This window comes from Chryseobacterium contaminans, from assembly GCF_001684955.1.
Lineage (GTDB): Bacteria > Bacteroidota > Bacteroidia > Flavobacteriales > Weeksellaceae > Chryseobacterium > Chryseobacterium contaminans.
In genome coordinates this window covers 1-12,527 of sequence record NZ_MAYF01000018.1, presented here as the reverse complement: position 1 = coordinate 12,527, position 12,527 = coordinate 1, and the positions used below count along the sequence as shown (strand labels likewise).

Here is a 12,527-nt window from a genome sequence, read left to right as displayed (position 1 = left end):
AATATTTCAATGACTGCCGTTGGGTATTGGAAAATGAAAATAATGAAGTAGTAGGATGGTGTGCCTTAAAACCTGTAAGCAAAAGGGAGGCCTTTAAAGGAGTTGCAGAAGTAAGCATTTATTTTGATAATGAATACCAGGGAAGGGGATTGGGTTCAGTATTGCTTAAAAAGATCATTTTGGATAGTGAGGATCACGGATTCTGGACATTGCAGACCAATCTCTTTTCCGAAAATGAAATGGCCATCAAATCACATCAGAAAAACGGTTTCAGAGTGGTAGGGGTTCGTAAAAAATTAGGAAAGCTCAACGGAGTATGGAAAGATCTCGTCCTGATGGAAAAGAGAAGTGAACTTGTTTGATGAGTAATGAGGTTGCAAAAGTAGTCCACCGTAAACAATTAACCTCAAACCTCAAATCTCAAACTTTAAACGCTTTGGCCTGAACCTTGTTATAAGTGTTCATTAAGTTAGAAAAAGTAGAAATAATGAAAAATATAGTTAAAATTACAGGGGCCTTAATTGTGATGGTTATGTTGACCTCCTGTGTGGCCTATGATAACGGCGGATATTATCAGACAAAGAAAATTCCACCGGGCCAGGCTAAAAAAATATATGGCGGAAGTGCAAAAGATTATGCTCCTGGACAGGTAAAAAAGAGAAGAGGGTACTAAAAAAGGGGTTGAAATAGAAATTAAATAATAATTTTTGGCATTAACCTTGATATATTTCGCTACTAAGTTTGAAAAGTGAAATAATGAAAAGTATGTTGAAAATTGTATCGGCAGGGATAGTCGTGATACTGCTATCATCCTGTGTCGTTCATGAAAGAAGGGGAATGCCGCCTGGTCATGCAAAAAGAGTATATGGTGGAAGCGCAAGATATTATGCGCCAGGACACACTAAAAGAGTATATATCTATGAAGAACGTGGTCACCACCACAGAGGTCGTGGTCATGGTCATGGGCATCACAGGTAAAAATAAAAAAAGCACTGAAATTTTCAGTGCTTTTTGCTTTGTATCATTATAGCTTCGATTTTTTCGGATTCAGAAGAGTATCAAAGATCAGTACTTCCTGCCCGAATTGAGTTTCAATTCGTTCTGCTATATTTTTTAATTCACTTTCAAGAAAATCATTTCTCAGCTCATCATTATCAAAGATCAGAAGAAGATTGTAATTTTTTCCTTCATCAATATAATCGCTGTGAACTTCAGATAGAATATACTTGTTGACATCCATCAGATTTTCAGTCATTAAAATCAGGGTTTCATCAATATAATTTTCCCATTCTTCCAGATTATTTTTCGTGCAGTGGAAAGTTATACTTAATACGCTCATATTTTAAGAATTTTTAAGATTTTGTGGATAAATTCTAGCGCAAAAATCGGCATTTTTTTCGTAAATTAGCCCGTTAATAAAAATTGGAAATAAATAATTTTCAGACTTCCAGCTAAGGGTCTGACTATCATTATAATAAATTTGTTTATGCAAAAAGAAGGAGAAAGACTGATTCCTATCAACATTGTTGATGAAATGAAGTCGTCTTATATCGATTATTCGATGTCCGTTATCGTTTCAAGAGCGCTACCGGATGTAAGAGATGGCTTGAAACCCGTTCATAGAAGAGTACTGTATGGTATGTATGGACTAGGGGTTTTTTCGAATAGAAAATATTTAAAATCTGCGAGAATTGTTGGGGATGTTTTGGGTAAATACCACCCGCACGGAGACTCCTCTGTATATGATGCGATGGTGAGAATGGCTCAGGAATGGAGTTTGCGCTATCCTCAGGTAGATGGGCAGGGTAACTTCGGTTCTATGGATGGTGACCCCCCGGCAGCAATGCGTTACACCGAAGCAAGACTGAAAAAAATCTCTGATGAGGTTCTTTCTGACCTTGACAAAGAAACTGTTGACTTCCAGAATAACTTCGACGACAGTTTGCAGGAGCCAACCGTAATGCCAACCAAGATTCCTAACCTTTTGGTTAACGGAGCTTCAGGTATTGCAGTAGGGATGGCAACCAATATGGCGCCACACAACCTTTCTGAATCTGTAGATGCAATCTGCGCTTATATTGATAACAAAGAAATTACCATTGATGAGCTGATGCAGCACATCATTGCTCCGGATTTCCCTACAGGAGGTATCATTTATGGATACGACGGAGTAAGAGATGCATTCCACACAGGTAGAGGTAGAGTAGTTCTGAGAGCGAAAGTGAATTTCGAGGAAATCGGAAACAGAAATGCTATTATCGTAACAGAAGTTCCTTATCAGGTTAATAAGGCTGAAATGATCGCCAGAACTGCGGAACTGATTAAAGATGAGAAAATTCCTGGTATCCACGAGATCAGAGACGAATCAGACAGAAAAGGACTTCGTGTTGTTTATGAATTGAAAAATGATGCGATCCCGAATGTTGTTCTGAATCTATTATATAAATATACAGCACTTCAGACCTCTTTCAGCGTAAATAATATTGCGTTGGTACACGGAAGACCAGAGCAGCTGAATCTAAAGGATATCATCCATCACTTTGTAGAGCACAGACATGAGGTAATCATAAGAAGAACTCAGTTCGAGCTTAAAAAAGCAAAAGAAAGAGCACATATCCTGGAAGGTTTCATGAAAGTGATTGGAACTCAGGATGCCTTAGATAAGGCGATCTCAATCATCCGTCACAGTGCTAACCCTCAGGCAGCAAAAGAAGGCTTAATTGAAGCATTTGAACTTTCAGACATCCAGGCTCAGGCAATTCTTGATCTTAGATTAGCTCGTCTTACAGGAATGGAGCTTGATAAGATCCGTGATGAGTACGATGCTATTATGAAAGAGATTGCTAATTTGGAAGATATCTTAGCCAATGAGCCAAGAAGATTCCAGATTATCAAAGACGAATTGATAGAAATCAAAGAAAAATACGGAGACGAAAGAAGAACTGAAATTGATTACTCAGGAGGTGAAATGTCTATTGAAGATATCATCCCGAACGAATCTGTGGTTCTTACGATTTCTCACGCAGGATATATTAAGAGAACTTCACTTTCAGAATATAAAATTCAAAGTAGAGGTGGTGTAGGAAACAAAGCAGCTACAACAAGGGATTCCGACTTCCTTGAATATATTGTGTCGGCAACCAACCACCAATATATGTTGTTCTTTACAGAAAAAGGAAGATGTTACTGGTTAAGAGTATTTGAAATTCCTGAAGGTTCAAAAACAGCAAAGGGAAGAGCAGTACAGAACCTTATCAACATTGAACCGGACGATAAGATTAAAGCATATATCAGAACGAACAACCTTAAAGACTCTGAATATGTAAACCAAATGAGCGTTGTAATGGTCACTAAAAACGGTACTATTAAGAAAACATCATTGGAAGCGTATTCAAGACCAAGAGTAAATGGGGTAAATGCTATTGAGATCAGAGATAATGACCAATTATTAGGAGCTTACCTTACCAATGGTACTTCTCAGATCATGATTGCTACTAAAAATGGTAAGTGTATCCGTTTCCCTGAAGAAAAAGTAAGAGAAGTAGGTAGAGGTTCTATCGGGGTTCGTGGTATTGCTATGGAGGACGATGATGAAGCTATTGGTATGATTGTTGTGAATGATGTAGAAAACGAAACAGTTCTTGTAGTATCCGAAAAAGGATATGGTAAGAGAACTGCAGTAGAAGATTACAGAATTACAAACAGAGGAGGAAAAGGAGTTATCACTCTAAACATTACCGAAAAAACAGGAAATCTGATTGCTATTCAAAACGTAACAGACGAAGATGGATTGATGATTATCAATAAATCCGGTGTTGCCATCAGAATGGGAATGGACGAAATGAGAGTAATGGGTAGAAATACACAAGGGGTGAAGCTGATCAATCTTAAGAAGAACGACGAAATTGCTGCTATTGCAAAAGTAGAAATGGATAAAGATGTAGAAGAAGATTCTGAAGAGATTGAAGATGCAGAAGGAACTGAAGGAGAAACTCAGGAAGGAGTGGGATCTTTATTTGATAACCTTGAAGATGATAATGAAACCGCTCAGACAGAAGGAAATGAGAATTCTGATTCTGAAGAATAAATGTACAATTAATATAAAATAGTTATTATGAAGAAACTAATTTTAGGTATGGCTATCGTGGCATCTGCTTTTGCTTTTGGGCAGAAGGGAGATGTAAATGCTAAGCTTCAGGCTACCAACAAAGAAGCGATGGATGCATATAACGCAAAAAATTATGCAGCTGCAGCACCTAAGTTTGTAGAAATTTACGACTTATTGAAAGCAAATGGCCAGGATAACAAGATATATATGTATTATGCAGGGCTTAGCCATGCATTAGCCAACAATAGTGATCCGGCTATCAAAATATATACAGACCTTGTAAATTCCGGATTTACAGGAGTGGAAACTACTTATACTGCTAAAGAAAAAAAGAGCGGACAGGTTGTAAACTTAGATAAGGCTACCTGGGAACTTATGAAAAAGAATTCTGATTATTCAGATTTCAAAACAGAACAGTCTGCAGGAGTAGAAGTAGATCTATATGAAACTTTATCCTTATTGCTTCTTAATGCCAAAAAGCCAAACGAAGCTCTTGTAATCATTGAGAAAGGATTGGCTAAATTCCCAAACAATGCTAAGTTGAAGGAAAACCAGACTACCGCTTATCTTCAGTCTGGAAATATGGATAAATTTGTTACCAACTTAAAAGAGCAGTTAGCAAAAAATCCTAATGATGCAACCAACTGGTACAATCTTGGGGTAATGCAGGCAAAAACACCAGCTACAGTGAATGACGCTTTAGAATCATTCAAAAAAGCAATTGAACTTAAGCCAGATTTCGCTAATGCTTATCAAAATCTTGTATACACTACCATTGGAGATGACTCTAAAATTGTAGCTGATATCAATGCAATGAGAAAAGATAAGCCGGATGAAGCTTCTAAATTAATTGATGCAAGAAGAGAAAGATTTGCAAAAGCTTTACCATTTGCGGAAAGCTGGTACAAAGTAGATCCTAAGAATATTGATGCAGTAAGCACATTGAAAGAGATTTACGTAGTAACTAAAAATGTAGATAAAGTGAAAGAAATGAAAGCTAAAGAAGCTGAGCTAAGCGCAGCTGCACCAGCAAAATAATCATTTCAGAACTCAATGATAAAAAGCCGGAACAGAAATGTTTCGGCTTTTGTTTGTAGTAAAAATATCATGAATTACTTATTATTCATTGCTCATTATTTATCATTTACTGTCTAAATTTCATCCCCGGAATTTCTCTGTAATTCCGTATCTTTGAGAAAAATTTTAACAAAATGATCGAGTGGAAAACCGTTAAGGAATACGATGATATTACCTATAAAAAATGCAATGGAGTAGCAAGAATCGCTTTCAACAGACCGGAAGTGCGTAATGCTTTCAGACCAAAGACTACCTCAGAATTATATGATGCTTTTTATGATGCCTCAGAAGACCCTTCAATAGGCGTTGTTCTACTTTCAGGAGAAGGACCAAGTCCTAAAGACGGAGGTTGGGCTTTCTGCAGTGGCGGAGACCAAAAAGCAAGAGGAGAACAGGGATATGTTGGAGAAGATGGAAGACATCGTTTAAATATCCTTGAAGTTCAGCGTCTGATCCGTTTCATGCCGAAAGTAGTAATCGCAGTCGTTCCGGGATGGGCTGTAGGTGGCGGACACTCACTTCATGTGGTTTGTGACCTAACTTTAGCAAGTGAAGAACATGCAATCTTCAAACAAACCGATGCCGATGTAACAAGTTTTGATGGCGGGTACGGATCTGCTTACCTTGCTAAAATGGTAGGCCAGAAAAAAGCCCGTGAAATCTTCTTTTTAGGAAGAAATTATTCCGCTCAGGAAGCTTTTGAAATGGGAATGGTAAACAAAGTGGTTCCACATGCAGAACTAGAAGACACAGCATACGAGTGGGCTCAGGAAATTTTAGGAAAATCTCCAATGTCTATCAGAATGCTGAAGTTCGCTATGAACCTTACAGACGACGGAATGGTGGGGCAGCAGGTATTTGCAGGAGAAGCAACCCGTTTAGCGTATATGACCGACGAAGCTAAAGAAGGAAGAAACGCATTCCTTGAAAAAAGAAAACCGAACTTCGGAGACGATAAGTGGATATCATAACATCAGTAATGAGTAATAAATAATGCACAAATCTTCATTACTTATTACCCATTGCTCATTACTTATAAATTTATGACGGATTGGATAAAAGCCGCAAGGCTCAGAACTTTACCGCTTTCATTAAGCGGAATTATTATGGGGGCCTTCATCGCAAAATGGAGGTTGTACAGAGAAGGCGGAATTTGGGATTGGAAGATTTTTGCACTGGCCCTTTTAGTAACGCTATTGTATCAGATCTTATCAAACTATGCCAATGATTATGGTGATGGAGTAAAAGGAACCGATGCAAAGAGAATCAATGAAGCCGAAACAAGAGCAGTAGCCTCAGGGAAAATTACAGCCAAGCAAATGAAAAATGCTGTTATTCTTTTCTCAGCCTTATCTTTCATTGCTACGGTTGCATTGTTGTATGTTGCTTTCATTCCGGACTATATAAATGAATTTTACATTTTCATCGGATTGGGAGTAGCAAGTATTTTAGCTGCAATAGGATATACAGTAGGGAAGAAGCCTTACGGGTATATGGGATTAGGAGATATTTTTGTGTTTATCTTCTTCGGATTGGTTTCCGTATGCGGAAGTTATTTCCTGTTTACAAAAACATTCAGCTGGGATATGCTGCTGCCGGGAACTGCAGTAGGAATGATGAGTATGGCTGTTTTGAACCTGAACAATATGAGAGATATCGAAAGTGATAAACTATCAGGAAAAAACAGTTTTGCATTAAGAATCGGATTCAAAAATGCCATGATCTATGAAATGATCCTGTTAAATCTTCCATTGATATTGATCCTGGCTTTTCTGGGGATTAATGGATTCTTTGAGCAACAAAACTATTATGCTTTTATTGTGATGATCTTAATGTTTCCTTTGACAAAACTGAGAAGAAGTATCATGTCGGTAAAAGAGCCGAAAGAATTAGACCAGTATTTAAAGCAGGTAGGAATCATGACGTTTGTAATGGCGATTCTTACGGCAGCCGGACTTAATTTATTTAACTAAATCTAAAATAGTATATCATGAGTTCCAATGTCTATGTTGAAGCGCAAATGCTTATCAGAAAACCGGTTGAAGATGTTTTTGAAGCATTTATCAATCCTGAAGTAACCACTAATTTCTGGTTTACAAAATCTACCGGAAAATTAGAAGAAGGGAAAACAGTAACCTGGGAATGGGAAATGTATGGCGTGAAAAACGTAGTCAACGTTCATCAGATTATTCCTAACCAGCTGATTAAAACACAGTGGGGAGAGCCTTCAGCAAATGTAGACTATGAGTTTAAAACTATGGAAAACGGAACTCTTGTTGTTATTAAGAGCTATGGATTCGCTCAAACGGGTGAAGACTTACTTAGAGAAGTTAATGACAATACAGGCGGTTTTACGACAGTTTTAGATGGTTGTAAAGCCTATCTGGAACATGGGATCAATCTGAGATTGATTGAAGATAAATTCCCATCGAAATAGTTAAAGTAAATCAACAGCGCTTTGCGTTTTAAAAAAACACAGATGGCACAAATGCTTTCACGAATGTCACTAACCCCATTGTGTTATTTGTGAAATTGTTTGAGTCATTTGTGTTTAATAACAATTGAAATTAAATTTAAAATGAAAATACAATTCTTAGGACAAAATTGTTTCCTGTTTACATACAAGGACAAGACAATTTTAAGTGATCCTTTTTACAACTACAAAAAAGCGGAATCAGGTTTTGATATTGCCGCTCAGAAAATCGACTACATCCTGCTGACCCATGCTCATGGAGATCATATTGCCGATGTAACGGAAGTATTGCAGCATTATCCGGAAGCAACCGTAATTGGAGTACCGGAAGTATGCGGATACTTTACACAGGCTAAAAATAAAGACGATGTGAACTTAGGAGGATCGGCAAAAATCGATGATCTTAAAATTTCCATGGTTCCGGCTCATCATACAAGCTCTTTCCCGGATGGCAGCTACGGAGGCGTTCCGGTAGGGTATATTTTCAGGCTTCCTGAAGGTAAGAACATCTATTTGGCTGGAGATACAGGAGTAATGGCAGATATGGAGCTGTTTCCAAGATTATACGGGAATATTGACCTTTCTATCCTTCCTATTGGGAGCCACTACACAATGTGCCCAAGAAAAGCATCTTTTGCCGCAGCTGAATTATTAAAAACTCCAAAAGTAATCGGATGTCACTTTGATACATTCCCTGCCATTGAAATCAACCACGAAAGTGCACTTAAGCATTTTGCTGATAAAAATGTAGAACTTGTTTTACCAAAATTAGGAGAGACGTTCGAATTTTAATCAATAACGGGAAAGAAGTAATTTGAAAAATTAGAAAATAGAAATGATGCGTAAGGTATTAAAAACAAAAAAAGATAATTATCAAATTACCTCTCTCTTCACTTTAAACCAAAAAAAAATGGCAAGCTACCTAAATCACACCGCTACGACCGATTACCTTTGCTGCGTTCCCACCCTGGAGGATTCTCAGGAGCTGGTTGTTTAGGACTTGCCGTTGCAAAGGTAGGAAATATTTGTAAACTTCAAAACTTTATTAAAGAAAATTTGTTGAAAAAATGCAGTCGTAGAGCTAAATAGCTGACATCTAGGGGAATAATTTTTCAACTTTTTTCTAAAAAATTTAACATGACGAAAAGTCCATCAACACTAGGAATTATACTTTTTATTGCTACAATGATCGTTTTCTTTGTAGTATATACTTTTTTCTCCGGAATTAATTATTTCGATATCTCTTTGAAAGCCAATGCTTTCGTTTTACCTGTTCTTTATGCCGGAGCCGCATTCTGGTCTGTAAAAACCTATTGGAACAATCATAGAGTGGTTACTTTTAAAGAAGCGTTCAAAAGAGCATTCGTTCCAATGTTCATCGGAGGAATTCTTTCAATTTTCAGTATTTATGCTTTTTTAAACTTTGTAGATACAGATGCCAAAAAACTTCTGAACTATCAATATGTTCAAAGACAGAAATCGGAATTGGACACAGAATATACTTCAGCGAGAAAAATTTTAAAGCATCAGAAAGATATTGACGAGCTTGATCAGAAGTATAAAGAGAGGCTTCAGAGCTTTGCTCCGGAGGCTGTAAAAGGAAAAGATATGCTTACCGCAAGTCATTTTTCAGGATATTTTGCAGCAATTCTTATATTTTACGTAGTTTTGTCGGTGTTTTTCGGAGCATTTTTCAGAACAAGAAGTATCTACCAGCCCGAAGAAGCAAATCAAGACTAATTTTTATTAAAATTAAATGAACTTATCTATAGTTATTCCGTTACTGAACGAAGAAGACTCTCTGGAAGAGCTTTTTTCAAGAATTGATAAAGTCTGCCAAACCAGTAATTTATCTTATGAAATCTGGTTTGTAGATGATGGAAGTACGGATTTATCGTGGAGTATAATTGAGAACTTAAAAGTACAGCATCCTCAGATCCACGCGATTAAATTTTCCCGAAATTATGGGAAATCTCAGGCCCTTCATGCGGCCTTTGCAAGAACAAACGGTGATGTAGTAATTACCATGGATGCCGATTTACAGGATTTTCCGGAAGAAATCCCGGAGCTGTACAATATGGTGATCCAGGACAATTACGATATTGTTTCCGGTTGGAAAAAGAAGCGTTTTGACAATGTAATGACTAAAAATATCCCGTCAAAACTATTCAATGCAGCCGCTAGAAAAGTTTCCGGAGTTTATCTTCATGACTTCAACTGTGGTTTGAAGGCTTACAAAAAACAGGTGGTAAAATCTGTAGATGTATATGGAGATATGCACCGTTACATTCCGGTATTGGCTGCCAATGCGGGATTCAGAAGAATTACAGAGAAAGAAGTACAGCACCAGGCAAGACCTTACGGAACTTCAAAATTCGGAACAGAAAGATTTGTAAGAGGATTTTTGGATCTGGTAACCCTTTGGTTTGTAAGTCGTTTTGGAGGAAGGCCTATGCATTTCTTCGGAGCGGTAGGAACCTTAATGTTTATCTTCGGTTTCCTTTCAGCACTTTGGCTGGGAGTATCCAAACTGATTGATGTAGCGAAGGGAATCTATGGTCATTTAATCACCAATAATCCTTGGTTTTATATTGCCTTAACCATGATGATTATGGGAACATTGCTGTTTGTAGCAGGATTCCTTGGCGAGATGATTATCAGGACAAATCGTGAACATAAGAATTATAATATTGATGAAGTGATATAGTAATTAATATTGCTTTATTTTATCAATTTAAAATTTAAATAACATAATCCCTTAAAAAGTGATAGGCTTTTTAAGGGATTTTTTTTGATTCATCAATTTATTTTCCGATATTAGTATAAGATGAAAAAACATAAATGGAAAGTATTAGAATTGAAATTGAGAATCTGGTAGACCTGGAAACTCTATCGCAGGAATTTGATATTCCAAAGAAAGAGCTGATCGCTTTTCATAACCAGCACTGCTCCCTGCATGAAACACTTCCGGATCAGCTTCCAAAATATATAAAATACCTATATATTCCTGCAGATAAGAAAATTTTGTGGAAAAACAGCAGTCTGCTTCATTCCAGAGTTGATCTTCCGAATACTCCTGCCGATCTTACCTATGGGGTATTGATAAGAGATTCATCATCAGAAATCCAGATTCATTATCTCATTGATATTCAAAAAGGAAATGGAAACAGAGTCTCCATTACAAAAAGAAAAATGTATGTAAATGATCAGGAGCTGGACCAGATGATGGAAAAATTGGCAGAAACTGCATCGGAAGCGCTTTATCCATTAGACTTTTCGTTGAAAAAAAACGGAAGCCCAGATACAATTTTAAATGCAAGAGATATACAGAAGCGCTGGAAGGAAGAATGCCTTCCTAAGATAAAACAATACTATGTTGGAACTGTAGCAGATGAATTTATAGGAAAACTGGACCGTTTTTATGAAATCATTGACGATGATCCTGCTGAACTTTATGCCAATATTTTTTATCCTGTTTTCTTTTTACCATTATATACTTTTTATCCTGATTATCAGAAAAGAGAGCCCTTAAACTTTTATTTTTCATCAATTGACGAATCTGTTTCTTATGATGCACAATTTTCATTGCAGGACACCTTTACAGAAGATGATAAAATTGTAATTCGTATACAAGGTGAAGAAAAAAATGAAGGTGAAGTAGGAAGGAAACAAGGATCCCTGAATCTGGAATACAGGCTGGACAAGGATACAAAATATATTTCTTCTGTAGAAGGAGCATTGTCAACTTTTTATCAGAATGAAGAAATCAGAATTTATATTGAAATTTATCATCAGAAATCCTATATTTGATTTACCAAATCATTAAAAATCATTATCATGAAAACATTTTATCTTCTCAAAAAAGAAAAACATACCTGAGCCTTGTTGTTATTTTCTGTGGTTTAGAATTACAATTCTTTCGGATGGAAAAATTCAGTTACAAAGTCTGCTTACCTTTCTGATGCATGATTCCAGGATGATTCCAATCTTTTACATTGAATAATAATGATCTGTAATACCTTGATGAATAAATATATTCAAGGGTAAATTGATTATATACACTAAAAAACACAATAATACAATGAGCGAAAAACATCTGGTATGCCAGGGAGCTGTCTGCCGTTGCGATTTCGGAACAACTACGGATAAGCTTATGGTGAAAACCCAAAGTAAAAGATACATCAACGATAAAGACGGTAAGGAAAAGCTAATGGCTACCCATGTTGACGTTGGCGCTACCTTCGAAAATAATTCTTTCGGAAGCTGTAAAAAAATGAACAATGGTCCCTGCGCTCCTGTTGTAACAAAATGGGAAGGGTTCTACGATCAGATTATTGTAGAGGATAATAATGGAAAAGCGCTTCTTGAAGATTCAAAAGCCACCTGTGCAGTAAGCAATGCTCCCAGTATAAAAATTACATTTCACGGGCAAACTGCCGAGCCTACTCAGCAAAATGTAAATAATGCAAGACCTGAGGTGCTGGCGCAACTGGTACCTGTTCTGGATGAAAAGTTAAATGGTTATTATTACAACTATAATGGAATGTATGAAGGAAAGGTCAAGGGACAGAAAAAAGGTAATGAAAATGATGTTTATGCTTGTGAGGGGAAAGGAAGTGAAGAGAACACCTTTATAAATCTAAAAAAACTTTCCTCAACTCACGATAAGTTTATTAGTGATTCATCTACAATTTATGGGGAAAGTTCAGCAGCTTATAATGTTATTGATAAATATGAATTTTTCGCAATTGCTAGTGTACATAAAAGGAATAAAATTGCATATGGTGTAAATTCAGATTTTGCTAAGAAATTCAGAAAATTATCTGATTCAGACAGGAATAAAAATGAAGCAATGGTATTCTCGATAGC

At 36.8% G+C, this 12,527-nt stretch carries 14 protein-coding genes and 1 other RNA gene; 13 read left to right on the top strand and 2 right to left on the bottom strand.

Features of this window, described 5'->3' with window-relative positions:
- The 3 genes from BBH99_RS02250 to BBH99_RS02240 form a co-directional block, all read left to right on the top strand.
- A partial coding sequence (locus tag BBH99_RS02250) for a GNAT family N-acetyltransferase (RefSeq protein WP_131799188.1) occupies positions 1 to 362 on the top strand: 362 nt, incomplete at its 5' end.
- Positions 363 to 487: 125 nt separating this feature from the next.
- Positions 488 to 673, top strand: coding sequence for a quinol oxidase subunit 4 (locus BBH99_RS02245; protein ID WP_066691385.1), 186 nt, complete (start codon positions 488 to 490; stop codon positions 671 to 673).
- A 150-nt stretch (positions 674 to 823) separates the two neighbouring features.
- Positions 824 to 1,030: a hypothetical protein gene (locus BBH99_RS02240; RefSeq protein WP_066691379.1), complete on the top strand. Its 207-nt coding sequence runs from the start codon at positions 824 to 826 to the stop codon at positions 1,028 to 1,030.
- Here the strand turns inward: BBH99_RS02240 and BBH99_RS02235 are convergent.
- A complete protein-coding gene (locus BBH99_RS02235; protein ID WP_066691375.1) occupies positions 1,025 to 1,339 on the bottom strand; it encodes a DUF4286 family protein in 315 nt (104 codons plus the stop codon). The genes BBH99_RS02240 and BBH99_RS02235 overlap by 6 nt on opposite strands.
- 147 nt (positions 1,340 to 1,486) lie before the next feature.
- On the opposite strand from BBH99_RS02235, the gene gyrA reads away from it, so the two are divergent.
- The 6 genes from gyrA to BBH99_RS02205 all read left to right on the top strand — a co-directional run bounded on the left by gyrA (position 1,487) and on the right by BBH99_RS02205 (position 8,450).
- Positions 1,487 to 4,087, top strand: coding sequence for a DNA gyrase subunit A (gene gyrA / locus BBH99_RS02230; RefSeq protein ID WP_066691373.1), 2,601 nt, complete (start codon positions 1,487 to 1,489; stop codon positions 4,085 to 4,087).
- A 27-nt stretch (positions 4,088 to 4,114) separates the two neighbouring features.
- Entirely contained in the window at positions 4,115 to 5,146 is a 1,032-nt protein-coding gene (locus BBH99_RS02225) for a tetratricopeptide repeat protein (protein WP_066691371.1), read from the top strand.
- Positions 5,147 to 5,319: 173 nt separating this feature from the next.
- Positions 5,320 to 6,156 (top strand): 1,4-dihydroxy-2-naphthoyl-CoA synthase, encoded by an 837-nt coding sequence (locus BBH99_RS02220; protein WP_066691369.1) that lies wholly within the window; start codon positions 5,320 to 5,322, stop codon positions 6,154 to 6,156.
- A 72-nt stretch (positions 6,157 to 6,228) separates the two neighbouring features.
- The gene (gene menA / locus BBH99_RS02215; RefSeq protein WP_066691367.1) at positions 6,229 to 7,158 is read left to right on the top strand and encodes a 1,4-dihydroxy-2-naphthoate octaprenyltransferase; all 930 of its coding nucleotides are present in this window, start codon (positions 6,229 to 6,231) and stop codon (positions 7,156 to 7,158) included.
- 17 nt (positions 7,159 to 7,175) lie between these two features.
- A complete protein-coding gene (locus BBH99_RS02210) occupies positions 7,176 to 7,622 on the top strand; it encodes an SRPBCC family protein (protein WP_066691365.1) in 447 nt (148 codons plus the stop codon).
- Between the two features lie 141 nt (positions 7,623 to 7,763).
- A complete protein-coding gene (locus BBH99_RS02205; RefSeq protein WP_066691362.1) occupies positions 7,764 to 8,450 on the top strand; it encodes a metal-dependent hydrolase in 687 nt (228 codons plus the stop codon).
- A gap of 116 nt (positions 8,451 to 8,566) precedes the next feature.
- On the opposite strand, the gene ffs is transcribed toward BBH99_RS02205, so the two are convergent.
- Positions 8,567 to 8,664: signal recognition particle sRNA small type (gene ffs, locus BBH99_RS02200), an RNA gene on the bottom strand.
- Between the two features lie 131 nt (positions 8,665 to 8,795).
- Between ffs and BBH99_RS02195 the strand changes: the two genes are divergently transcribed.
- From BBH99_RS02195 to BBH99_RS22960, 4 genes are all read left to right on the top strand, one after another.
- The gene (locus BBH99_RS02195) at positions 8,796 to 9,398 is read left to right on the top strand and encodes a DUF4199 domain-containing protein (RefSeq protein WP_066691360.1); all 603 of its coding nucleotides are present in this window, start codon (positions 8,796 to 8,798) and stop codon (positions 9,396 to 9,398) included.
- A gap of 16 nt (positions 9,399 to 9,414) precedes the next feature.
- Positions 9,415 to 10,365 (top strand): glycosyltransferase family 2 protein, encoded by a 951-nt coding sequence (locus tag BBH99_RS02190; protein ID WP_066691358.1) that lies wholly within the window; start codon positions 9,415 to 9,417, stop codon positions 10,363 to 10,365.
- 134 nt (positions 10,366 to 10,499) lie between these two features.
- Positions 10,500 to 11,468: a hypothetical protein gene (locus tag BBH99_RS02185; protein WP_066691352.1), complete on the top strand. Its 969-nt coding sequence runs from the start codon at positions 10,500 to 10,502 to the stop codon at positions 11,466 to 11,468.
- Between the two features lie 271 nt (positions 11,469 to 11,739).
- Positions 11,740 to 12,527 (top strand): DUF4280 domain-containing protein (locus BBH99_RS22960; protein ID WP_066691351.1); only part of this gene is annotated, 788 nt, incomplete at its 3' end.

Bases quoted from the DNA above. Each gene is read 5' to 3' on its own strand.
- BBH99_RS02245 (WP_066691385.1), top strand. From the start codon at position 488: ATGAAAAATATAGTTAAAATTACAGGGGCCTTAATTGTGATGGTTATG.
- BBH99_RS02240 (WP_066691379.1), top strand. From the start codon at position 824: ATGAAAGAAGGGGAATGCCGCCTGGTCATGCAAAAAGAGTATATGGTG.
- BBH99_RS02235 (WP_066691375.1), bottom strand. From the start codon at position 1,339: ATGAGCGTATTAAGTATAACTTTCCACTGCACGAAAAATAATCTGGAA.
- gyrA (WP_066691373.1), top strand. From the start codon at position 1,487: ATGCAAAAAGAAGGAGAAAGACTGATTCCTATCAACATTGTTGATGAA.
- BBH99_RS02225 (WP_066691371.1), top strand. From the start codon at position 4,115: ATGAAGAAACTAATTTTAGGTATGGCTATCGTGGCATCTGCTTTTGCT.
- BBH99_RS02220 (WP_066691369.1), top strand. From the start codon at position 5,320: ATGATCGAGTGGAAAACCGTTAAGGAATACGATGATATTACCTATAAA.
- menA (WP_066691367.1), top strand. From the start codon at position 6,229: ATGACGGATTGGATAAAAGCCGCAAGGCTCAGAACTTTACCGCTTTCA.
- BBH99_RS02210 (WP_066691365.1), top strand. From the start codon at position 7,176: ATGAGTTCCAATGTCTATGTTGAAGCGCAAATGCTTATCAGAAAACCG.
- BBH99_RS02205 (WP_066691362.1), top strand. From the start codon at position 7,764: ATGAAAATACAATTCTTAGGACAAAATTGTTTCCTGTTTACATACAAG.
- BBH99_RS02195 (WP_066691360.1), top strand. From the start codon at position 8,796: ATGACGAAAAGTCCATCAACACTAGGAATTATACTTTTTATTGCTACA.
- BBH99_RS02190 (WP_066691358.1), top strand. From the start codon at position 9,415: ATGAACTTATCTATAGTTATTCCGTTACTGAACGAAGAAGACTCTCTG.
- BBH99_RS02185 (WP_066691352.1), top strand. From the start codon at position 10,500: ATGGAAAGTATTAGAATTGAAATTGAGAATCTGGTAGACCTGGAAACT.